Genomic DNA, 22,124 nt, shown 5'->3' on the forward strand with positions numbered 1-22,124 from the left:
GTGTCAGAAAACTCCGGGCGACGGAACCTCCGTATGCCCAACGACGATGAAGTATTCGCGGTTGTGACCGAACACCTCGGGGGCAACCACGTCCAGCTCCAGTGTGCCGACGGCGAGGAACGGCTCGGCCGCATTCCGGGACGAATGAAGTACCGAACCTGGATCGAGCAAGACGATATCGTCGTCGCCGAACCCTGGGACTGGCAGGACGAAAAGGCGACCATCGAGTGGCGCTACACCAGCCAGGACGCCGATCAGCTTCGCCGCGAAGGTCACATCGACTGAAATTTTAATCGCGGAGTTCCCTCCCGCCTCCCAGTGGCGTCGCCGCACCCCTCGCCGCCGGGGTTTCGAGCGGTAGCTCCGTCTCGACTTGCCCGTGCAACGCCAACGGTTGTGCGTTTTGATCATAACTGTTAGTGTATGTATATTAGGGACGGGAGCGCGAGAGCGAAGTTCGACGAACACAACGAGGACGACGTCGAGTACGTCGGCTCGACGACGGAGGGGACGCCGATGTTTTTCGACACGGCGAGTCGGTCCGTCTTCGAGGGCGAGTACGACGACGAGGAAACGATCGTCGATCGCCCTGAAACCGAGCGCGAACTCGAGGACCGGGCGTCCGTCGGCGAGGCGATCGAGACGCTGGGCGACGAGCTCGGCTGGGAGTCGCTGTCGGAGTTCGGCCGGGAACACACCCGTGACGACGAGAACGCCGAGTAGCTACCGCGTCGCCTGCTTCCACTCCCGAAGACCGAGGACGGCCCCGTCGAGGTCGTCGGCTGGCGCGTCGGTCGCGCCCCAGACGAACATTTCCGCGACGTCGTCGGGATCCCGTCCGCTTCCACCCGAGAGCCGGGTCGCGACCTGCCCCGGGTCGAGACAGCCCACGACGTAGTCGGTGTCGGCCGCGAACCCGCGTGCGACGGCCTCCGTCGTCGCCTTCGAGATCGCGTACGAGCCGTACCCCGGTTTGCCTTCCCGCGCGACCGCCCCGGTCGGCACGAGCACCCGCGCTTCCTCGTTGAGATGCGGGAGTGCCTCGCGGATCGTCGCGAACACGCCTCGACCGTTGCTCCGCCAGTGGTCGTCGAACGCCGCGTACGACTCCCGATCGGTCGGCGTTGCGCCAGCCTCGCCGTGGTAGACGCCGGCCGCGGCGACGACCACGTCGATCCCGCCCTCCGGCCCCGTCCGCGAGGCCGTCTCGACCAGCCGTTCGACGTCGAACTCGTCGCGGACGTCCGTCCGGACGCCCGTGGCCGTCGCCCCGCGCTCCTCGAGGGCCTCGACGGTCTCCTCGACCGCATCACCGTCCCGAGCGCCGACGACCACGGTCGCACCCCTGTCCGCGAACGCGCCGGCGACGGCCCGTCCGATCCCGCGCGTGCCACCGGTTACGAGAACTATCAGCTCGTCCATGGCTGGCGTATGGAGCGCAGCTACAGGAACCCATCGACGACCGCCTTCGAGTCCGGAAATCCGAGCAGGGATGACGTACGTTTATACTCGGGCCGACGTTCAGGGAATGTATGCAATCGCTTGACGGAGAGTCGATCGTCGTGATCGGCGCTGGGGTCGGCGGGCTCTCGACGGCCTGCTATCTGGCCGATGCGGGCGCCGACGTGCAGGTCATCGAGAAGAACGAACAGCTCGGTGGACGCGCGAGCCGGCTCGAGCGCGACGGGTTCCGGTTCGACATGGGCCCCTCGTGGTACCTGATGCCCGACGTCTTCGAGCGCTTTTTCGACCACTTCGACCGAACGCCGACCGACTACTACGGGCTGACCCACCTCGATCCACACTACCGGATCTTCTTCAAAGACGGGGACGAGGTCGACGTCACGCCCGAGCTCGAGCGAACCAAGCGGGTTTTCGAAAGCTACGAGGACGGCGCCGGCGAGGCCCTCGAGCGCTACCTCGAGAAGTCCCGCGAGAACTACGAGGTCGGGATGGAACATTTCGTCTACGAGGACCGCTCGAAGCTCCGGGACTACCTCGATCTCGACGTCGCCAGACAGGCTCGAGGACTGTCGCTTCTGGGGTCGATGCAGGGTCACGTCGAGGACTACTTCGACCATCCCAAGCTGCAACAGATCATGCAGTACACGCTGGTCTTCCTCGGGGGGTCGCCGAAGAACACCCCTGCCCTGTACAACCTGATGAGCCACGTCGACTTCAACCTCGGCGTCTGGTACCCCGAGGACGGGGTTGGCGGCGTCATCGACGGGATCGTCGAGCTGGGCCGGGAGCTGGGCGTCGAGTACGAGACGAACCGCCCCGCGACCGGGATCAAGGGCCGGGAGGGCGCCTTCCTCGTCGAGACCCCGGAGGGCCCGCTGCGACCGGATCTGGTCGTCAGCAACGCCGACTACCCCCACACCGATCAGGAGCTGCTTCCGGAGGAACGGCAGGGGTACGACGCCGACTACTGGGAGTCGCGCACGTACGCCCCCTCCGCGTTCCTGCTGTACCTGGGTATCGAGGGCGACGTCGACGAGCTGGCCCACCACACCCTCGTTCTCCCGACCGACTGGGAGGAACATTTCGATCAGATCTTCGAGGAGCCCGCCTGGCCCGACGATCCAGCCTACTACTGCTGTGTTCCCTCCGAGACCGACGACGACGTCGCCCCCGACGGCCACAGCAATCTGTTTGTGCTCGTCCCGATCGCGCCCGGACTCGAGGACACTCCCGAACAGCGAGAACAGTACCGCGACCTGGTTCTCGACGATCTCGCCGAACACACTGGGACCGACCTCCGGGACCGGATCGTCCTCGAGGAACGGTTCTGTATCGAGGACTTCGCGAACCGGTACAACAGCTACAATGGGACGGCACTGGGACTCGCGCACACGCTCCGGCAGACGGCCCTCTTTCGCCCGCCCCACCGCGCCAAGCGGGTCGACGGGCTCTACATGGTCGGCGGTGACACGACGCCGGGGATCGGCGTCCCGATGTGTCTTATCAGCGGCGAACTGACCGCCGAGGCGGTCCTCGAGGACCACGGGTGAGCCGAATGCGAGACGTCGCAGGGGGGACGCCGCAGTGATGACCGACGATTCGAACCCCGCCGGCGGGACCGGCACGAACGGGGGTGCCGTCGACGAGCTGTCGTACCTGTTCGTCCTCTCGCGGCCCCGGTTCTGGCTCTACCTGGCCGGGCCCGTACTGGTCGGGGTCGCCTACGGCGCCTCGTCGGTCGGGGAGCTGCTCGACCCCGCTGCGATCGCCCTCTTCCTGTACTTCCTGGTGCCGGCGAACGTCTTCCTCTACGGCGTCAACGACATCTTCGACCGCGAGATCGACGCGGCGAACCCGAAGAAGGAGGACCGCGAGGCGCGCTATCGCGGTCAGCGGACGGTCCCGCCCGCGGTCGCGCTGACGGGCGGACTCGGACTCGCGCTGTTCCCGCTCGTCCCGCGGGCGGCCTGGCCCTGGATCGCGGGGTTTCTCGTCCTCGGCGCGGCTTACAGCGCCCCGCCGCTGCGGTTCAAGACGACCCCGCTACTGGATTCGGTTTCGAACGGGCTCTACATCATGCCCGGAGCCGCGGCGTACGCCGCCGTCGCGGGCTCGCAGCCGCCGGTCCTCGCGGTCATCGGCGGCTGGCTGTGGGCGATGGGGATGCACACGTTCTCGGCAATCCCCGATATCGAACCCGACCGGGAGACGGGAATTCGGACGACAGCGACAGCCCTCGGCGAGACTCGAACCTACGCCTACTGCGGCGTCTGCTGGCTCGCGAGCGCGCTCGCGTTCGCCGCGCTCGATCCCCGCCTCGGCGCGGCGATGGCCGTCTACCCGCTGCTGGTCGTCGCGATCGCGACCTCGAGCGTGGCCGTCGATCGGGCCTACTGGTGGTTCCCGGCGATCAACACGGTCGTCGGTGCAGCGCTGGCGATGGGCGGACTCTGGGTGATTCTGCATGGATGAGCTGACGACGGGACGACCGACCGAGTGGAACCGAGCCGACTTCCAGCAGCGACTCGAGGACGTCATCCGCGAGAACCGGTTTACGATCGCGGTGGTGTTTCCGGCGATCGGCGCGCTCACGCTGGTCGCCAGCGCCGAGGGGCTCCTACCGGAGCCGCTGGCGTACAACCCCCTGTTGATCCTCTTCGGGACGGCCGTGATGCGCTCGCCGCTGGTCGTCGGCCTCCTTCCCCGGATCGGCTGGTGGGCGGCTGGTTGTCTCGGCGTCCTGACGGTCTACACCTACGCGATCGAGATCGTCGGCGTCCGGACCGACTGGCCCTACGGCGCCTTCGAGTACACGATTCAGCTCGGGCCGATGTTGCTCGGCGAGGTGCCTCTGGCGCTGCCGCTGTTTTTCATCCCGCTGGTGCTCAACGCCTACCTGCTGACGCTGCTGGTACTCGGCGGGCGAGCCGACAGTGCCCTCGTCCGGATCCCCGCGGCGATCGCCGCCGTCGTCGCGATCGACCTCGTGCTCGACCCCGCGGCAGTCGCGATCGGCTTCTGGGCGTTCGAGTCGGGCGGCTACTACGGCGTCCCCCTCTCGAACTACGTCGGCTGGGTGATCTCGGGCACCGTCGCCGTCGTCCTCGTCGATCTCGCCTTCGACCGGGCGGCGCTGCTCGAGCGCGTTCGCTCCTGTGTGTTCATCCTCGACGACCTGGTCAGCTTCGTCCTGCTGTGGGGCTCGATCAACCTGCTCTACGGCAACTGGATCGCCGCCGGGGTCGCCGGACTGTTCTGTCTGGGGCTGTTCCGGACCGACCGGTACGACCTCGAGATGGTCAGGACGGCACTCCCGGGCGGGAGCTGATCGGATCGACGCGAGAACGGCGTTCGGTGTCGGACCGGCTCAGACGAAGATGGCGCTGATCGCCGGTCCGAACAGAAGCAGTACGACGATCGCGAGGACCGTCAGGGCTAGCCAGACGGCCAGTCCGGTCGCGGCGAAGCGGGCGTTCTCCTGGTCGAGTTCGAGTGGGTCGTGTTGCGTGCTCATAACTCATCGTTCGAGCTTGTGGACAACGAAATCGTATCCCCGATATCGGGGGCGTTTAAGATATCGGCAACTGGTGAGGCGGGTTCGCTCTTCGGAGGAGGGGATAAACTCGCGCTACGTACGGGTGAACGACGCCTCAGCTCGGTCTGACCACTCCTTCTGCGGTGGCGCGCGCTGTCGGTGAGGCGCGACCGAAGGGAGCGCCTCGAAAGAGCGAACGGGGAACGGAGTGACCCGTGAGCAGACCGGCCGAACGTCAGTGAGGGCGGTCGACGATGCTGCGCGAGGTCTTTGCGAGCTATGCGAGCGAACGGCTTGGAAGACACAACGCGTCTTCCAGTGGATGAGCGAGCGACAGCGGAGCGAGCGTCGCGCGGAGCCGAAGGTTCCGCGGACCATGCGAACGGGCTGATAGCCCGTGAGCAGAAATCGGATGGGGAGGACGTGGCGATCCCCTGTGTTCGTGCGAGCAGCGTCTGCTTCTATCGGTATTACCGCGAAAGCCCCTGCCGTTCTCGGGCGTTCTGACTCGCTGCGCGCGCTCCTTGCAGTCGCGTGCTTGTGTCGTCGGAACGCCCGAGAACGGCAGCCCCTTTCAGTCCCACCCCGTGTGGTTGGTCGGCACTGCAGACGTATCGCCGGCTGTTCCATTCGCAGATGAAGTTACCATCCCGCTGAGTTTCGGGAGTGGCTCAGAATACTGGATCCGGACTGCTACCGCGTCGGAACGCGGTCGCCGTGCTCCGGGCCGCGTCGATCCGGCTCGAGGGCTGGAATCGCGGACACCCGGGCGAACACTGCCTCCGGGTCGCGGTTCCAGTGCCAGTGCCAGCGGGTCTTTGCGAGGCACTTGAGCTTCCGTGTCGTCGACAACGACGGGTCCGCCGAGAGCACGTCGTACTCCCGATCGCGGATCACCGCGTGGTGTTCGGCGTACAGCACCGCCGCGAGCAACACCGGCAGCTGGCAGTCCTCGGGCAGGTAGCGAATGCCGGCGACGCCCTCCCGGTAGAGGTCCTCGGTTCGGCGTAGCTCCTCGGCCATCGCGTCCCGAAACGACTCGGAGTACTCGAGATTCTCGACCTGGCGCTCGGGAACGTCGTGGGCCCGGAGCGTCTCCTGAGGGAGATAGATGCGGTCGCGCTCGAGGATATCTTCGCGGACGTCCCGCAGGAAGTTCGTCATCTGGAACGCCTCGCCGAGTTTGACCGCGTGGGGCAGGGCGGTCTCGGGCTCGTCGGGCTCCATGATCGCCGTCATCATCACGCCGACGGAGGCGGCCGAACCCCGCATGTACGTCTCGAGGTCGGCGTAGGTCTCGTACCGGTAGGTCTCGATGTCCGACTCCATCGCGTCGAGGAAGGTTTCGATCTCCTCGTCGGCGATCCCGTACCGGTCACAGAGTTCGCGAAACGCCTCGAGGACCGGATCGTTAGGCTCGGCGCGGCCGAGGGCCTGTGCGCGAAGCGACTCGAGTTCGGCGCGCTGTTCGGCCGCCGGGACATCCGCGGCGTCGTCGACAATCTCGTCTGCGATGCGAAAGAACGCGTACAGGACGTGGGTGGCGTTGCGAACCCGCTCGGGGAGAAACCGTGTTGCGAGGTAGAAGGTCTTCCCGGTCCGCTTCTGGATCGCCTTGCCCGCGTCAATGTGTTCCTGTTGCATTTGCGACTCCGGCCGTCCGACGGCTGCCCGCTCGGGGGCGCCGTCAAACGGCTATCAGGGATAACACATACGACAGATACGTATAAAACTACTAGCCCTCACAGGGATGGGCTCCCGGCCGAGTCCCTGCAAGAGAGGGTCAGATGCGGATGATATTGCTGGTTCATGGAGGGAGCTACGTCTCGTCGCTCGCCTCGAGGAGTTCGTCCGCGAGCATCGGGATGAACGCCCCGATGTCGGTGACCATTCCGATGGCCTGAGCGCTGCCCCGGTCCAGCAGCTGGGTGACGGTTGCGGGGTTGATGTCGACACAGACGGTCTTCGTGGTCGACGGAAGGCAGTTGCCGACGGCCACGGAGTGCAGCAGCGTCGAGAGCATGAGCACGAGATCGGCCTCCTGTGCCTGTTTGCGGATCGCGTTCTGGGCCTCGAGCGAGTCGGTGATCGTGTCGGGTAACGGGCCGTCGTCGCGGATCGAGCCTGCGAGTACGTAGGGGACGTCGTTCCGGACGCACTCGTACATCACGCCCTCGTCGACGACCCCTTCCGCGACGGCCTCCTCGATCCCGCCGAGGCGGGCGATCTCGCTGATCGTGTAGATGTGGTGTTTGTGTCCCTTTCGGGGGTGTTCGAGGCTCTCCGTATCGACGCCCAGCGAGGTGCCGTACAGGTCCCGCTCGAGGTCGTGAACGGCGAACCCGTTGCCCGCGCTGATCGCGTCGACGTAGCCCGCCCGGACGAGGGCGGCCAGCGCATCCCGCCCGCCCGAGTGGACGATCGCCGGCCCACAGACCGCGAGGACGGTCCCGTCCTCGGCGTTGACCTCCCGCATCTCGTCGGCGATTTCCTCGATGAGCGACGCCGACGGACGTTCGCTCGAGACCCCGCCCTGCATGAACCCGAACGAGCCGCCGCTCCCGTTGCGGGGGCGTTCGGGCGGGTCCACCCTGATCCCGGTCTCGCCGGTGACGACGAGGTCGCCCTTCTCGATCGCGTTCAGCACCTTCGTCCGAACTCGAACGCCGTCCTCGCGGTCGACGACCAGCGCGCAGTCCATCTCGACGCCCTCGACGTCGTGCCACTCGCCGTCGACGCGGACGGCCGTCGGGTGGTTGGTCGTCGAGTAGAAGTCGACCGGAACGATTCCGTCCCCCGGCGCGGCCTCGAGGGTCGCGTCCCGGGGATCGGCCACCGTCGCCCCCTGCTGGTTGAGTTCGTGGAGGATCGCCCGCAGCTCCTCCTCGGTGTCGGCCATCACCCGCATCCGGCAGTAGGTCTCGGCATGTTTGTGTCGGCCGACCTCGAACTCCTCGACCTCGAACTCCCCGCCCATATCCATCACGGCTCCGAAACAGGCCCCCATCGTCCCCGAGTCGATGATGTGTCCCTCGAGCTCTACGGTTCGCGCCACAGTCATCACCGTCCCGTTGGCGATGGGGGACCGTCAATCTGTGCGTCTCGGACCGCGAGCGAGCCGGCTCGGGATCAAGCTATATGGGTCTCCTGGACGTACGGTACCGTATGGCATCCACACTCGGCAAGTCGCGGTGTCGAAGCTGCGGGTTCGAGGCGCCGGGCGGCGACGACGCCTGGGTCCGACTCGAGGTCCCGAAGCTCGGACGAATGACCCAGTGTCCGGACTGTGGCAGCACCGACGTCATGACCCATCGATAGGGGAGACAGACTCTTGGCCCTCACCGTCTTACGGGGCCCATGAGCAACGAACCCGACGTGCCGACCGACGACCGCGAGTGGCGCGAGGAACTCACCGACGAGCAGTACCGCATCCTCCGCGAGGCCGGCACCGAGGCGCCGTTCAGCGGCGAGTACGTCGACCACAAGGAAGACGGGAGCTACGCCTGCGTGGGCTGTGGCGCCACCCTGTTCGACTCGGAGACGAAGTTCGACTCCGGCTGCGGGTGGCCCAGCTTCTCGGACGTCGACGACGACCGCGTCGAGACCCGTCCCGACAACAGCCACGGGATGCAGCGGACGGAAGTGCTGTGTGCGAACTGTGGGGGCCACCTCGGCCACGTCTTCGACGACGGCCCCGAGCCGACCGGCAAGCGCTACTGCATCAACTCGGCGGTCCTCGACTTCGACGGCGAGTAGCCCGCCACCACGGCGGCCCCGTCCCCGACGAGGACCTAAAGCGAATGCAGGCACTACCCTTTTCGAACGCACGATCCCATCATCGTCCATGTCGAGCGAACGCCCGACCGCGGAGGAGCTACGACAGGGACTGACCGTCGAGATCGTACAGGAGGATCAGGACGTCCACTCGGAGGACACCGAGCCGCTGATCGGCGAGGTCGGCACTGTCTACGAGGACACCCCCGACGGGCCCCGCGTCGAGCTAAAAAACGGCGTCGTCGGCCACGTCCAGTCGATCGCCCCCGACGAGTAACTCTCGACGCTATTTTACCCCAGGCCGCTCGAGTTCGGCCCGAGTAGTCGATGAGAGGATCCCGCTGGCTCGAGGTGGGCCGCCACGTCGCCGCCGTCGCCAGGCAACGACAGATCAGCGTCAAGTCGGCCGGACTTGCCTACCACGCGTTCAACACACTGGTACCGCTGGTTATTCTCGTGCTCGTCGGCGCGGCGCTCATCGACGCTCTCGAGCCGATCCTCGAGGGCGTCGCCGAGACGTTCGGCCTCGAGGACGCGCTGGCCGACGCGGATCTCGAGGAGATCGCCGGCGACCGCGGCGACCGGATCCGCGCGGCGCTGCTCGCGCTCGCCATCTTGCTGTGGAGTGCGGCCCGTTCGTTCCAGGCGATAAACAGCGCGTTTACCGGCATCTACGGCTCTCGAGAGCACCAGTCGTACGTCGAGAGCGTGACGACCGTCACGCTCGTGACCGCAGTCAACAGCCTGCTCGCGACGGTCACGATCGCGCTGGGTGTCGTGCTTGTCGGCGTCGTCGGGGTCAGCCTCCCGATCCAGGCGGGCGGGCTGCTCGCAGCGGTTGCGAGTGCAATCGGGCTCCTCGTCGCCCTTCCGCTCGTGTTTTTCCCGATGTACTACCTGTTCCCCCAGACCGACGTCTCGGTGCGGGAGGTGTTGCCGGGGACGGCGTTTGCAGCCGTCACCTGGGCGGCGCTGGCGGTCGGCTTTCGGATCTATATCGCGACCTCCGAGAGCGTCGTGCTGTTCGGGATCGCCGGCGCCGTCCTGCTGATCCTGACGTGGGTCTACCTCGGCGCGCTCTGTCTGCTGATCGGCGCCGTCGTCAACGCAGTGCTCGCCGGCCGCGTCGACCCGGACGACGAGTGGCTGCCGCCGGAGGAACTCGAGCTCCCCGATCGTTGACGTCCCGTTACGTCACCGTCAGCGTCCCGCGCTCACATACCGGCCCGACGGCGACCGACCACTCGAGGGCGCCCGAGTCGAGATCGGTGTAGCTCGCGTACGCGTCGGTATGCTCGCCGGGAGCCAGCGACGGCGTCTCGAGTTCGTCCTCGACGCAGCCGACCTCGAGGGCGATCGGTACCGAGCGCGTCTCCTCGCCGCAGTTGGCTACCGTAATCAGGAACTCGGCGCGCCCGTCCGAGGCGGCGACCGACTCCGGGGGCGAGACGGACAACTCGAGCGTGGGCGCGGCGGTATCGGGGTCGTCGAGGGCATCGCGGGCCGACTCTTCGTCGGATCCCTCGAGGTCGGCTTCGCCGCCCGGCTCGTCGGACCTGCCCGCTTCGTCTGGCTCCTCGGCGTCCGGTCCGCTCTCGTTCGAGTTCATGTCGGCTCCGTCGCCGACGGCCTCGTCGCCAGTGCCGACGGCGGTGATCGCGTCGCCAGCGACCAGCGCGAATCCGCCCGTGATCACACTTCGTCGGCGAGGGTTTATCATACGACGTCCGTCGGACCTGCTGTATGTCAATACCTGGTTAATATAAAACATTGAATGTCGTAGAACCGTTCACAGAGGCTCGTTACTGGATCGCTACTCGGTTTCGTCCCACCGAACCGTGTGAAACGGCACGAAACGAGTGAAACACGAAGTTCGTACTACCGATCGGTTCACCGACCGCAGCGAGCACGGACGCGCTCGCTGTCTGCCGACTCGGTCGATGCGGTCGTAGATCCGCTCGGTCGGCCGATCGAGCCGGTCTGTAGCCCGGCCCGACGAGGGTGGACGTAGAGCGGTTGTCGGCTCGACCGATCGGTACGTTCTCACCGACGGAGGTCGAAGCGACGAACGAATGGCTTCCGTATGGACTCGCGACGATCCTCGGCTACTCGTCGTCGAAACCGGCGCCGAGACGCCGCTCGCGAATCGCGTCCGCGAACTCGAGCCGGGCACGGTTCGATCGGCACCCGACATCGGGACCGCACTCGAGACGCTGTCGGCGACCGAGATCGACTGCGTCGTCACCGCACAGCGACTCGACGGCACGACCGGGCTCGAACTGCTCGAACGACTCCGCGAGCGCGATCCGGCGTTGCCGGTCGTTCTCGTCCCCGAGGAGGGCAACGAGGGGCTCGCGAGCGATGCGGTCGCCGCGGGAGTGACCGAGTACCTCCCTCTCTGCGGGCTGGACGAACTCGAGTCGACGATCGACCGCGCGCTCTCGACGGGAACCGCCGAGCGCCGACGCCGAGAGCGAGCCCGACAGTTCGAGTCGATCTTCGCGGATCCCGACGCTTACTCGTGGACCCTCGACCCCGACGGCCGGATTCGTCGAGCCAACGAGGCCGCGCTCGAGGCGCTTGACGCCGGTGCAGACGAGTTCATAGACCGATCGTTCGCAACGCTGTCGTGGTGGGAATCCGAGGCGGTGATCGGCGAGGCGATCGATCGGGCCGCGGCGGGAACGATCGCCCGCCGGGAGCTCGAGGTGAGCCTCGACGCCGAGCGCGAGGCAGAGCCCCGGACCCTCGACGTCACGGTACGACCGGTTCGGAACGAGAGCGGCGCCGTCGTCTCGCTGTTCGCCCGTGCCGTCGACGTCACCGAGCGCGTCCGCCTCGAGACCGAACTCCGCCAGTCCGAGGAGCTCCACCGGGTGACGCTCAACCACATGACCGATACCGTCCTCATCACCGACGACGAGGGCGCGTTCACCTACGTCTGTCCGAACGTCCACTTCATCTTCGGCTACACCGACGACCAGATTCACGAGATGGGCACGATCGACGAGCTTCTGGGACCAGAGCTGTTCGATCGCGAGGCCCTCGCCGCAGAGGGCGTGCTGACCAACATCGAGTGTACGGCAACCGACAGGGCCGGCCGGGAACACAGCCTGCTGGTCAACGTCCGCGAAGTGTCGATCCAGGACGGGACGATGCTGTACAGCTGTCGGGATATTACCACCCGAAAGCGCCGTGAGGAGGCGTTGACGGCGCTACACGGCACCGCCCGCGAGCTGCTGTACGCCGAGACCGAACCCGAGATCGCCGACCGGATCGTCGCGGACGCGACCGACGTCCTCGACCTCGAGGCCAGCGCGGCCCTGCGGTTCGACACCGAGGAGAACGTGTTGCGGCCGGTGGCGGCCTCGCCGGGAATGGACCGACTGCACGGTCCACTCCCGAACAGGCGGGCGAACGACGCCAGCATCTCCGGACAGGTCTTTCTCGCGGGCGAGGCCCAGTTCTTCGGCGACGTTCGGGAGTCGCCGACGCTGTCGGATCCGACCACGGAGCTCCGGTCTGTGGGGTTCGTCCCGCTGGGCGACCACGGCGTCTTCGTCGTCGGCTCGTCCGAGGTCGACGCCTTCGACGAGGTCTCGCGGGAGCTGACCGAGCTGCTCGCAGCGACCGCGGAGGCCGCCCTCGACCGGGTCGAGCGCGAGCGGCGCCTGCGCGATCGGGACCGCGAACTCAAGCGGCGGAACCAGCAACTCACCCGCCTCAACCGGATGAACGAGATCATCCGGGAGATCGACGCCGCGCTCGTCGGCGCCGAGACTCGCGAGGAGATCGAACGCGCCGTCTGCGAGCGATTGACGGCGGCCGAACGGTTCGCGTTCGCCTGGATCGGGGCCGCAGACGCCGTCGGCGAGCGCCTCGAGTCGAGCGCACACGACGGCAGCGGGCGGGGCCAGGAGTACCTCGACAGCGTCTCCCTCTCGCTCGCCGAACCGACCGAGCCCGCGGCGCGGACGGCGGCCAGCCGGGAGGTGACGGTCGTTCCGAACGTCGTCGAGGAGCTCCACGACGAGCCGTGGCGACGGGCCGCCCTCTCGCGGGACTACCAGTCAGCCATCGCCGTGCCGCTGGCCTACGACGAGTTTACCTACGGCGTGTTGACCGTCTACGCCGATCGGCCCGACGCGTTCGACGACACCACCCGGGCGGTGCTCGCGGAACTCGGCGAGACGATCGCCGCCGCGATCGCTGCGGTCGAGCGAAAGCGGGCGCTGCTGTCGGACTCGCGGACCCGCCTCGAGTTCGACGTCGCCGACGAGGAGTTCGTCTTCGCGCGGCTGGCCCGTCGGCTGGACTGCGTGCTCTCCTTCGACGGCGGCGTTCGCCAGCACGAGGGTACCGTCGCGGTGTTCGTCACCGTCGACGGGGCCGCCGCAGAGGACGTCGCGGCGGCCGCGGCCGATCTCGTCGCCGTCGAGGACGCCCAGACGGTGGGTGACGGCGACGGGTCGACGGTATTGCTCGAGCTCTCGCGGCCGTTCCTGGCGCTTCGGCTCGCCGATCACGGGATCGTTCTCCACCGGCTCGAGGCGACGCCCGAGACGACCCGACTGGTCGTCGACGTGCCGAGCAGCGTCGACCCCGCCGCCAGCGCCGACGTCGTCGCGAACGCGTTCACCGACGTCGAGCTTCGCTCAAAGCGCACCGTCGAACGGACGGCCCCACAGGATCTGCGCTCGGAGCTGCTCGAGCGACTGACCGACCGTCAGCTCGAGGTCGTCCAGATGGCCTACTACGGCGGCTACTTCGAGTCACCCCGCGAGCGCTCCGGGGCGGAGATCGCCGAGACGCTCGGTATCTCGTCGGCGGCGTTCTACCGCCACATCCGTCGGGTCCAGCGGACGCTGTTCGCAGTCCTACTCGAGGAGACCGGCCTCCCGGCGGTGCCGTCGGCCGGGGGTTGAATAGTGAACCCCGTTTGGGCTGAGGGGCTAGCTATCTGACGGACACGCTCAACCTAATATCCCTTTTATTGTTAGTATACGAGCTCGACCGAACCGCTCGTTCCACACCCTATGAAAGACGTGAAACTCGATCCAAGCGAGGAATCGACGTACGAGTGCTTCGGCTGCGGAACCGTCGTCAGCGCGACGGCGCCCGGAAGCTGTCCTAACTGCGGCGCGGACATGCGAAACCGGGGAACGCCCCTCGAGTGATCGACCGGACGGCTACCGTTCCTCGAGATATCCGACCGCCTCCTCGTCGGTAACCTGGCCGAACTCTCGGTAGAACTGGCCGACGGCCCGGAAGTTTCCCGGAGCGACGAGTGCGATCACCTCGTCGGCCTCCGACTCGAGGTCGGCGACGGACTCGGGCGAGCCGACCGGAACCGCGAGGACGACCCGTTCGGCGCCGGCCTCACGAACCTGTCTGAGACAGGCGATCGCGGTCGCCCCGGTCGCGACCCCGTCGTCGACGACGACGACCCGTTTTCCCGCGAGTTCGGGCAGAGGTTCTCCCCCTCGGTACCGATCGGCTTTCTCCCGCGCGTTCGTCGCTTCTCGCTCGCGAACGTCCGCGAGGTACGACTCCGAGACGCCGAGGCGTTCGACGAGGTCGTCGTTCAGCCAGACGCTGCCGTCGCTCGCGACCGCGCCGATCGCGAGTTCGGGGTTCGACGGTGCACCGAGCTTCCGGGCGACGACGACGTCGAGATCGGCCTCGAGCGCGTCCGCGACGGGGCGGGCAACCGGCAGCGCGCCGCGTGGAATGCCGAGGACGACGTCGGCTTCGATCCTGCGATCCTCGAGTTCGGCCGCGAGTCGGTCGCCGGCGTCGGATCGGTTCGCGAACATAGGCGTCCTACGACGCCGACATACTATGCGTTGTCGTCACACACACTGACCGGTACGCCGGAGACCGGGAGACGCCTGCCGAACGGCTACCTAGCTGCCGACGAACGACAAGGTATGGGACGACTCCAGCGGACGCTCTCGAACATCACCGAGGAATCGGGAACGGACAACGGCTGTATCGGTATCGTCGCCGGCAGCGTCGACTACCCGAACCAGCCCGCGATCGTCGGTCGGGCCGCGCTCCGAACCGGCTCCGATCACGTCAGAACGGTAGTCACCGAGGAGATTTACGAGATCGTCGCGAGCCACGATCCGAACCTGCTCGCCAGCAAGTACGAGGGCGAACGGTTCGACGCCGTCGCCGTCGAACGCGTCGTCGAGGTCAGCGAGTGGGCCGACGCGATGGTGATCGGCCCCGGCTTCGCCGACGCCGACCCCGACGCGGTCCGCGAGGCGATCGATCGGATCGACGTCCCGATCGTCGTCGACGCAATCGCGATCGAACCCGCCCTCGAGGCCGACCTCTCGAACGCGATACTGACGCCCAACGAGTCCGAGGAGGACGCGATCGCCGAATCCTACGAGTCCCTCGAAGCCTTCACCAGAGAGACGGGGGCCGTCCTGACGTTTACCGGGGGAGTCGACGAGATCATCGCCGACGGCGAGCGAATGGAAAACGACACCGGGACCTCGGCGCTGACCGTCGCCGGGACGGGCGACACGCTGGCCGGGATCACGGCCTCCCTGCTCGGCCAGGGGATGGACCGCGAGGAGGCCGCCGAACTCGGCGCCTGGATCCTCGGCAAGAGCGGGGAACTCGCGACGGCCGAGCACGGCCCCGGGGTCCTCGCGACGGACGTCATCGATCGAATCCCGGATACGACCCGCTGATCGGCACCGTCCGGAACCAGGCTTTTGTCTACCCGCGCTCGAATCGGGGACGCTATGCTCGATCCGCAGGAGTCCGAGGAGATCGCCCACCCGTTCGTGGCGGCCGTCTACGACACCGTCGTCCCCGACCGGCTGCTGTTCAGGACCCACCGGGAGTACCTGACCGCGGACCTCTCGGGTCGCGTTCTCGACGTCGGGGCGGGAACGGGCGCGAACTTTCCGTACGTCGCCGACGGGGATGACGGAATCGACTACGAGGCGGTCGAGCCCGATCCACACATGCGCCGACAGGCCGCCGAGAAGGCCCGCAAGGTCGGCTACGAGGTCACCCTGCGGGACGCACGGGCCGAGTCGCTGCCGTACGCCGACGACAGCGTCGACGTCGTCCTCTCGAGTCTCGTCTTCTGTACGATCGCCGACCCCGACCGCGCACTCGAGGAGGTCGCCCGCGTGCTGAAACCCGGCGGCGAACTGCGCTTTCTCGAGCACGTCCGGGCGGACGGCTGGCGGGCGACGGGCCAGGAGCTGCTGAACCCACTGTGGAGCCGCGCCGCGGGCGGCTGTCAGCTCACCCGAGATACCGTCGAGCGGTTCGTCTGTCACGACGCCTTCGCCGTCGATGACCTCGAGCGCGTCGGGGTCGGGATCTTTCCCGCGACGCCGATCGTCCGCGGGCGGCTCCGTCGGCGTCGCGGCGGAGTTTGCGGCCGAGATCGGACCAGCTTTATTTAGACGGAAGCCCCCGATCAAGCTATGTCAGACGACAGGCTGCGGATGACGCCGGGACCCACCGAGGTTCCCGAACCCGTCCGGCAGGCGATGGGGGAGCCGACGCCGAATCCGGATCTCGAGTCCGAGTTCTTCGAGTTCTACCGTTCGCTGACTGACAAGCTCGAAACCGTCTACGAAGCGGGCGACGAAGCGGAGGACGACGACCGTGACGTCGTCGTCCTCGGAGGTGAGGGGATCCTCGGCCTCGAGGCGGCGGTCGCCTCGCTGGTCGGTCCCGGCGACCGGGTGCTCTGTCTCTCGAACGGGCTCTACGGCGACGGGTTCACCGACTTCGTCGAGAACTACGGTGGGGAGGCGGTCGTCAGCGAGGTGCCGTGGCACGAGACCCTCGACGGCAACGTCGTCGCGGACGTCATCGACAGGGGCGGCGAGTTCGACGTCGCGACGATGGTCCACTGCGAGACGCCGACCGGATCGCTGAACGACCTCGAGGGAATCCTCGACGTCCTCGAGGACCGCGACGTGCTCTCGATCGTCGACGCGGTCTCCTCGCTGGGTGGGACGCCGGTGCCGACCGGGCGGATCGACGTCTGTCTCGGCGCGAGCCAGAAGTGTCTCAGCGCGCCTCCGGGGCTGACCACCTGCGCCGTCAGCGACCGGGCCTGGAGGCGCATGGAGTCGGTCAACAACCCCTCGCTGTACGCCGATCTCGAGCCCTGGCGAACGGCCGCAGACGAGGAGTGGTTCCCATACACCCACCTCTCGTCGAATCTCTACGGGCTCGACGCCGCGGTCGACCTGCTGCTCGAGGAGGGGCTCGGGGACGTCTTCGCGCGCCACGAGGAAGCCGCGGCGACGTGTCGATCCCGCGCGGCAGACCTCGGCCTCGAGCCGTACCCGACCGACGAGGCCGACTGCTCGCCGACGGTCACCGCCCTCGCGGTCGAGGGCCAGGCGACGGCGCTCCAGCAGGCGGTGCTCGAGGATCACGACATTCTGCTGGCCACGGGACTGGGCGAACTCGAGGACGACGTTCTCCGGATCGGTCACATGGGGCACAACGCTCGAGTGGACCGCGTCGAGCGAACGATGGACGCGCTCGCGGACGTCCTCGGCTGACGGATCTCCGAGCCAGAACCGGACGGGTGTCCTCCCCAAACCCGGAGCGTGCAGGTGGAACCGTTTCGTCGGAACCGCCGCTATACCTACGCATGGACGAACCCGACAAGGAACCCACCGAGAAACCGACTCACGACAGGCAAGAGGCCGAGCGGGAAGGGAAGTGGATGGCGCGCAACTGGCTCGGTATTGCGGTCGTCTCGATTCTTACCCTGCTCCTGCTCGCCGTCGGTATGATGCAGGCGACCGGTCTCGTCAACGTCTTCGCACCGATTGCGGACTCCGAAACCGGCCAGTGGGCCGCCTTCGGCGTCCTCGCGCTCGTCGTGATCGCGCTGGCCGGCTGGAGCTGGCGCGCGATCAGCAGGAGTAACGTCTGACGGAGCCGGATCGCCGACGCAACCGACGAAACGTTCCGAAGCGCGACCCGAGCCGCGACCTTTTCGTTGATACGACTCAGCATAGCACTCCGCCTCGAGAGAGTAACCCGTATACGTTCGTCCCGACGAACCCGAACAATGAGTTACAGGATCGGGCTGGTCGGCAAACCGTCGGTCGGCAAATCCAGTTTTTTCAACGCGGCGACGATGAACGACGTCCCTGAAGGGGCGTATCCGTTCACGACCATCGACCCGAGCGTCGGCGAGGCCTACGTGCGCGTCGAGTGTGCTGCCCCGGAGTTCGACGAGGAGTGTACGCCGTCGGTCGGCTACTGCGACGACGGCACCCGCTTCGTCCCGACGAAGCTCGTCGACGTCGCCGGACTGATCCCCGGCGCCCACGAGGGCAACGGACTGGGTAACCAGTTTCTGACCGATCTCAACGAGACCGACGTGCTCGTCCACGTTGTCGACTTCTCCGGCGAGACCGACCTCGAGGGCGAACCTACCGAGGGCCACGACCCCCGCGACGACATCGACTTCCTCGAGGAGGAACTCGACCAGTGGTACCTGGGTATCCTCGAGAAGGGGATCGAGCGCTACGAGTCCGGCTACACGACGGAGGACGACGCGATCGAGGAGGAGCTCGCCGAGCAGATGAGCGCGTTCAAGACCAACGAGGACGAGATCAAGCGCCTGATCCGTCGGGTCGGGATCGGTTTCGAGCCCGCCGAGTGGGGCGCCGACGACAGGCTCGCGCTCGCCCGCGAGATCCGCACGGAGACCAAGCCGATGCTGATCGCGGCGAACAAGATGGACACGCCGGAAGCCCAGGAGAACTACGAGGAGATCACGAGCGATCCCGACTACGACCACCTGACGATCGTCCCCTGTAGCGCCCACGCCGAGAAGGCCCTGAAGTCCGCGGACAAGGCCGGCGTCGTCGACTACCGACCCGGCGACGACGACTTCGAGATTACGGGCGACGTCTCGAGCGAACAGGAACAGGGGCTCGAGGAGATCCGCGACTTCCTTGAACGCTACGGCGCGACGGGCGTCCAGGCCGCCCTCGAGACGGCGCTGTTCGACGTCCTCGGCGTTGTCCCCGTCTTCCCGGGCGGCGCCAACGGCCTGGGCAACGAGCGCGGCGAGGTGTTGCCCGACTGCTACCTGATCCCGCCCGAATCGAGCGCGGAGGAGTTCGCCTACAGCCTCCACTCGGATATCGGCGACGGCTTCCTCCACGCGGTCGACTGTCGGTCGAACCGCCAGCTCGGTAAGGACTACGCGGTCGAATCGCGGGACGTCCTCGAGGTCATCACGACCAACTGATCAGCGACCCCAGGCGAGCCGATCGCCGAGCGCGCCGAGCCGCTCGGCGACCCCCGAGAGCCAGGCACCCGGCGAGAGACGCCTGAGTTCGTCCTCGTCGACCTCGATGCGGGCCTCGCCGTACGGATCGCGCTCGGCACGCTCCTCCTCGTCCCGGTCGGCGTTTGCCGCCTCGAGGGCGCTCGAGATCCCGCAGCGACCGCAGGACTCGCGTTCCTTGATCATGTGTGAGACACGTCCTCGAGCGACTAAAGCGTACCCGCCCGCCGATGCCGACGAGTTTTTGGCCTCGCCGTGGTATCTCCAACCATGGATACCGACGGGCCGCCGGAGTCCGACCTCGAGGAGCCGTCGGGCGAGCGCCCTGCGGACGTACCTGACTGGGACGACGAGTACGTCGACCGGGTGAGCGACCGACTGCTGCACAACTACGACCTCGAGAAGGAGTACCGGGTCGAGGGCAAGCGCTTCACGCTGTACGGCCGGATGGAGCTGCGAAGCCAGAAACACTTCCTCCACCCCTCGATCTCGATCGGCGAGCACGGCTCGACCGAGCACCTGTTCGTGCGGCGGCTCGAGCGCGTCGACGACCGGGCGCTCGATCGGTTCGTCGAACTGGGTGAGCGCCTGGCCGACGAGTGGATCGACACCGACGAGGAACACTTCTCGACCGACTTCACGTTCGTCGCTATCGTGCCGTCGATCCCCAATCCGGTCCGGGAGCGCGTCGCCGGCTTCGACGGCCGAACCCTCCTGAAGTTCGGCTACAACGGCCACTACGAGATTAACCTCGTCGTCGTCGCGCCCGACGACGAGGAGCTGGTCGCCAGCGAGAACGCCGACGTCGCGACCGCCTTCCGCCTCTGGGAGCCGATCGAGTACGAGGAGCCGGGCGTTCTGGATCTGCTCTCGAGGCGGCTCCAACTGTAGTCGTCACCGTCAGTGCGGTCGATACTTTCGAATCACCGTCTACCGAGCGACGCCGCTGGTCGATCGCGAAACAAAAAACGCGGCCCGCGCGATCAGTCGTCGTCGGCACCGACGTCGGCCGCGACGCCGTCGTCACCCTCCTCGAGCGCTCGCAGGTTGTCGTAGCCGATCTTGAACAGCGAGATTGCGAGCCAGATGAGAACGGCGATGATGACCAGCTGGGCGACGGCCGACGCCTGTCCGAGCAGTTCGGTCTCCGCCTCGGCGGTCATGCCGAGTAGTCGCCCGGCGAGGATCTGGTAGAGTCCGACCCAGAGAAGGCCGATCGTCGTGATGAACCCCATCAGCACCATCGGGCCGCCGGTCGAGATCAGCTGCTTGGACCGGTCCCAGTTCGCGAGCCAGACGGTACCGGTGAGCAGCGCCAGCGACGCTAGCAGCTGGTTCGCGCCGCCGAACAGCGTCCAGAGGTCCTCCCACCGACCGCTACCGAGCAGGAAGAACGCGACGACGGCGATGATCGACGTGTTGACGTAGCGGCTCGCCGCGTACTCTTCGACCTTCGTCTCCGGCGTGCCGACGATCTCCTCGACCATGTACCGACCCAGCCGAACGGCCGTGTCCATGCTCGTCAGCAGGAAGCTCGCGAGTACGAGCGCCATAAAGGGCGCGGCGTACTGGAAGGGGATCCCCAGGGTAGTGAGGATCGCCCCGCCGCCGGTCGCGAAGTTCGGCAACGCGAGTCCGATCCCGCCGTCGGCGGCGGGGATCGCCATGACCGCCACGGCACAGAGCGCGACCGCAGCCAGCAGTCCCTCCGCCAGCATGCCGCCGTAGCCGATCAGCTTGGCGTCGCTTTCCTTGTTCAGCTGTTTCGAGGTCGTCCCCGATGAGACCAGCGAATGGAAGCCGCTGATAGTTCCACACGCGATGGTGAGGAAGAGCAGCGGGAACAGCGGCATCAGCGGGATGAGCCCCTCGGCCGCGAGGGGACCGCCCTCGCCGAAGAAGCCGTACCAGGCGCCGATCGCGATGTCGAGGTCCAGTTGCGCGCCCGTCTCGGGGTGGACCGCGTCGGTCCCCATTCCCGTCATGAGCGTACCCACGATGACCGCGAGGAGACCCCCGCCGACTCCAGTGTACAGCAGAAACGACGAGAGGTAGTCGCGAGGCTGGAGCAACATCCACACCGGTAGGACGCTCGCAGCGCCGCCGTAGACGAGCATCACGAGCACCCAGGCGCCGATGTTGGTACTCTCGAGCAGCGCCGGAATAAACGCCGGCGCGGAGTCGAGCAGAACGATCGTTCCCTCCGGGTACCCGCCGGCCTCCGCCGGCGGGACGAGCGCGAGCGGGTACTGGATGCCGATCCAGACCGACGCGAAGACGCCCGAAACGAAGACGACGGTCCCGACCGAGAACGGGAGCCCGAGCTGGTAGAGCCAGAGCCCGAAGAGGAGCGCGAGCGTGATGTAGATGATGCTCGCGGTCGCGGCCTGCGGGTAGGCGTCCAGCACGACCCCGATGACGAGCGCGAACACCGCCACCACGAGGATCGTCAGCAGGAACGCGAACCACAGCAGCATGTTCTTCCCACGTTCGCCGACGTACTGGCCGATGATGTAGCCGATCGACTTCCCCTCGTGTCGCAGGCTGCTCGACAGCGAGACGAAGTCGTGGACTGCGCCCATCAGCGGGTTACCGATCGCGACCCACAGCACCGCCGGGACCCACCCCCAAATCAGTGCAGCCGTAATCGGTCCCACGACCGGCGCGCCGCCTGCGATACTCGAGTAGTGATGCCCCAACAGCACCGGCTTCTTCGCCGGTACGTACTCCTGTCCGTCTCGATACTTGTGTGCTGGCGTCTCTCGACTGTCGTCGAGCCCCACGAACTGCGACAGGTACCGCCCGTATACGATGTACGAGGCGGTAAACGTCGTCAGCACCAGTGCCACGATCCAAATTACACCTACCATGGTATCCTTTCTCGAGCGGGTGGTTGCGCGGAGGCACTATAAATATAATTCATTGAGTTCAGATCACGCACAACGACAGCAAATTTCGGCACATTTGTGAAGGATTTATTCTCCTGAAGGTGAGAAATCCGACACTTGGGTGACGAAACCGGGTCACCGGTCTCCGACAGCA

At 66.8% G+C, this 22,124-nt stretch carries 25 protein-coding genes; 17 read left to right on the forward strand and 8 right to left on the reverse strand.

The window, feature by feature from the left end; translation table 11 throughout:
• Positions 1 to 285: a translation initiation factor eIF-1A gene (locus tag QA600_RS16740; protein ID WP_083909307.1), complete on the forward strand. Its 285-nt coding sequence runs from the start codon at positions 1 to 3 to the stop codon at positions 283 to 285.
• A gap of 138 nt (positions 286 to 423) precedes the next feature.
• A complete protein-coding gene (locus tag QA600_RS16745; RefSeq protein ID WP_278293084.1) occupies positions 424 to 723 on the forward strand; it encodes a hypothetical protein in 300 nt (99 codons plus the stop codon).
• Here the strand turns inward: QA600_RS16745 and QA600_RS16750 are convergent, their stop codons facing one another.
• Positions 724 to 1,422 carry an SDR family oxidoreductase gene (locus tag QA600_RS16750; protein ID WP_278293085.1) on the reverse strand — a complete coding sequence of 233 codons (699 nt, stop codon included), beginning with the start codon at positions 1,420 to 1,422 and terminating at the stop codon, positions 724 to 726.
• Positions 1,423 to 1,532: 110 nt separating this feature from the next.
• On the opposite strand from QA600_RS16750, the gene crtI reads away from it, so the two are divergent.
• Genes crtI through cruF form a run of 3 tightly spaced genes read left to right on the forward strand, consistent with a single transcriptional unit; the run spans position 1,533 to position 4,792 of the window.
• Positions 1,533 to 3,014, forward strand: coding sequence for a phytoene desaturase family protein (gene crtI, locus QA600_RS16755; RefSeq protein ID WP_278293086.1), 1,482 nt, complete (start codon positions 1,533 to 1,535; stop codon positions 3,012 to 3,014).
• Positions 3,015 to 3,051: 37 nt separating this feature from the next.
• A complete protein-coding gene (locus tag QA600_RS16760) occupies positions 3,052 to 3,936 on the forward strand; it encodes a prenyltransferase (RefSeq protein ID WP_278293087.1) in 885 nt (294 codons plus the stop codon).
• Positions 3,929 to 4,792, forward strand: a complete 864-nt coding sequence (gene cruF / locus QA600_RS16765; RefSeq protein ID WP_278293088.1) for a bisanhydrobacterioruberin hydratase — start codon at positions 3,929 to 3,931, stop codon at positions 4,790 to 4,792. Before QA600_RS16760 ends, cruF begins: the two co-directional genes overlap by 8 nt.
• Before the next feature lie 39 nt (positions 4,793 to 4,831).
• Here cruF and QA600_RS16770 read toward each other — a convergent pair whose 3' ends face one another.
• The 3 genes from QA600_RS16770 to QA600_RS16780 form a co-directional block, all read right to left on the reverse strand.
• On the reverse strand, positions 4,832 to 4,978 hold the full coding sequence (locus tag QA600_RS16770) for a hypothetical protein (protein ID WP_005556583.1): 147 nt from the start codon (positions 4,976 to 4,978) through the stop codon (positions 4,832 to 4,834).
• A gap of 714 nt (positions 4,979 to 5,692) precedes the next feature.
• Positions 5,693 to 6,643, reverse strand: coding sequence for a phytoene/squalene synthase family protein (locus QA600_RS16775; protein WP_278293089.1), 951 nt, complete (start codon positions 6,641 to 6,643; stop codon positions 5,693 to 5,695).
• A 175-nt stretch (positions 6,644 to 6,818) separates the two neighbouring features.
• Positions 6,819 to 8,060 (reverse strand): TIGR00300 family protein, encoded by a 1,242-nt coding sequence (locus tag QA600_RS16780; protein ID WP_278293090.1) that lies wholly within the window; start codon positions 8,058 to 8,060, stop codon positions 6,819 to 6,821.
• 104 nt (positions 8,061 to 8,164) lie between these two features.
• Here QA600_RS16780 and QA600_RS16785 point away from each other — a divergent pair, with 104 nt between their 5' ends.
• The 4 genes from QA600_RS16785 to QA600_RS16800 all read left to right on the forward strand — a co-directional run bounded on the left by QA600_RS16785 (position 8,165) and on the right by QA600_RS16800 (position 9,955).
• Positions 8,165 to 8,317: a hypothetical protein gene (locus tag QA600_RS16785; RefSeq protein ID WP_278293091.1), complete on the forward strand. Its 153-nt coding sequence runs from the start codon at positions 8,165 to 8,167 to the stop codon at positions 8,315 to 8,317.
• Positions 8,318 to 8,356: 39 nt separating this feature from the next.
• Positions 8,357 to 8,755: a peptide-methionine (R)-S-oxide reductase MsrB gene (gene msrB, locus QA600_RS16790; RefSeq protein ID WP_278293092.1), complete on the forward strand. Its 399-nt coding sequence runs from the start codon at positions 8,357 to 8,359 to the stop codon at positions 8,753 to 8,755.
• Positions 8,756 to 8,843: 88 nt separating this feature from the next.
• Positions 8,844 to 9,050 (forward strand): YwbE family protein, encoded by a 207-nt coding sequence (locus tag QA600_RS16795; protein ID WP_278293093.1) that lies wholly within the window; start codon positions 8,844 to 8,846, stop codon positions 9,048 to 9,050.
• A gap of 50 nt (positions 9,051 to 9,100) precedes the next feature.
• A complete protein-coding gene (locus QA600_RS16800; protein WP_278293094.1) occupies positions 9,101 to 9,955 on the forward strand; it encodes a YihY/virulence factor BrkB family protein in 855 nt (284 codons plus the stop codon).
• Between the two features lie 7 nt (positions 9,956 to 9,962).
• Here the strand turns inward: QA600_RS16800 and QA600_RS16805 are convergent, their stop codons facing one another.
• Entirely contained in the window at positions 9,963 to 10,469 is a 507-nt protein-coding gene (locus QA600_RS16805; RefSeq protein ID WP_278293095.1) for a hypothetical protein, read from the reverse strand.
• Positions 10,470 to 10,845: 376 nt separating this feature from the next.
• Here QA600_RS16805 and QA600_RS16810 point away from each other — a divergent pair, with 376 nt between their 5' ends.
• The gene (locus QA600_RS16810; protein WP_278293096.1) at positions 10,846 to 13,698 is read left to right on the forward strand and encodes a bacterio-opsin activator domain-containing protein; all 2,853 of its coding nucleotides are present in this window, start codon (positions 10,846 to 10,848) and stop codon (positions 13,696 to 13,698) included.
• Between the two features lie 111 nt (positions 13,699 to 13,809).
• Positions 13,810 to 13,950, forward strand: a complete 141-nt coding sequence (locus tag QA600_RS16815; RefSeq protein ID WP_278293097.1) for a rubrerythrin-like domain-containing protein — start codon at positions 13,810 to 13,812, stop codon at positions 13,948 to 13,950.
• 12 nt (positions 13,951 to 13,962) lie between these two features.
• Here the strand turns inward: QA600_RS16815 and QA600_RS16820 are convergent, their stop codons facing one another.
• Positions 13,963 to 14,589 (reverse strand): phosphoribosyltransferase family protein, encoded by a 627-nt coding sequence (locus QA600_RS16820; protein WP_278293098.1) that lies wholly within the window; start codon positions 14,587 to 14,589, stop codon positions 13,963 to 13,965.
• A gap of 114 nt (positions 14,590 to 14,703) precedes the next feature.
• On the opposite strand from QA600_RS16820, the gene QA600_RS16825 reads away from it, so the two are divergent.
• The 5 genes from QA600_RS16825 to QA600_RS16845 all read left to right on the forward strand — a co-directional run bounded on the left by QA600_RS16825 (position 14,704) and on the right by QA600_RS16845 (position 19,043).
• Entirely contained in the window at positions 14,704 to 15,480 is a 777-nt protein-coding gene (locus QA600_RS16825; RefSeq protein ID WP_278293099.1) for an NAD(P)H-hydrate dehydratase, read from the forward strand.
• A gap of 54 nt (positions 15,481 to 15,534) precedes the next feature.
• Entirely contained in the window at positions 15,535 to 16,212 is a 678-nt protein-coding gene (locus QA600_RS16830; RefSeq protein ID WP_278293100.1) for a class I SAM-dependent methyltransferase, read from the forward strand.
• A gap of 21 nt (positions 16,213 to 16,233) precedes the next feature.
• Positions 16,234 to 17,331, forward strand: coding sequence for an alanine--glyoxylate aminotransferase family protein (locus QA600_RS16835; protein ID WP_278293101.1), 1,098 nt, complete (start codon positions 16,234 to 16,236; stop codon positions 17,329 to 17,331).
• A gap of 92 nt (positions 17,332 to 17,423) precedes the next feature.
• A complete protein-coding gene (locus QA600_RS16840) occupies positions 17,424 to 17,711 on the forward strand; it encodes a hypothetical protein (RefSeq protein WP_278293102.1) in 288 nt (95 codons plus the stop codon).
• Between the two features lie 138 nt (positions 17,712 to 17,849).
• Positions 17,850 to 19,043 carry a redox-regulated ATPase YchF gene (locus QA600_RS16845; RefSeq protein WP_278293103.1) on the forward strand — a complete coding sequence of 398 codons (1,194 nt, stop codon included), beginning with the start codon at positions 17,850 to 17,852 and terminating at the stop codon, positions 19,041 to 19,043.
• On the opposite strand, the gene QA600_RS16850 is transcribed toward QA600_RS16845, so the two are convergent.
• Complete coding sequence (locus QA600_RS16850) at positions 19,044 to 19,268, reverse strand: hypothetical protein (RefSeq protein ID WP_278293104.1); 225 nt, start codon at positions 19,266 to 19,268, stop codon at positions 19,044 to 19,046.
• A gap of 84 nt (positions 19,269 to 19,352) precedes the next feature.
• Here QA600_RS16850 and QA600_RS16855 point away from each other — a divergent pair, with 84 nt between their 5' ends.
• Positions 19,353 to 19,973 (forward strand): hypothetical protein, encoded by a 621-nt coding sequence (locus QA600_RS16855; protein ID WP_278293105.1) that lies wholly within the window; start codon positions 19,353 to 19,355, stop codon positions 19,971 to 19,973.
• Between the two features lie 92 nt (positions 19,974 to 20,065).
• Here the strand turns inward: QA600_RS16855 and QA600_RS16860 are convergent, their stop codons facing one another.
• Positions 20,066 to 21,952: a carbon starvation CstA family protein gene (locus tag QA600_RS16860; RefSeq protein WP_278293106.1), complete on the reverse strand. Its 1,887-nt coding sequence runs from the start codon at positions 21,950 to 21,952 to the stop codon at positions 20,066 to 20,068.
• Positions 21,953 to 22,124 lie beyond the last annotated feature (172 nt).

Origin of the sequence: Natronococcus sp. A-GB1 (assembly GCF_029688845.1) — an archaeon.
Taxonomy (GTDB): Archaea; Halobacteriota; Halobacteria; order Halobacteriales; family Natrialbaceae; genus Natronococcus.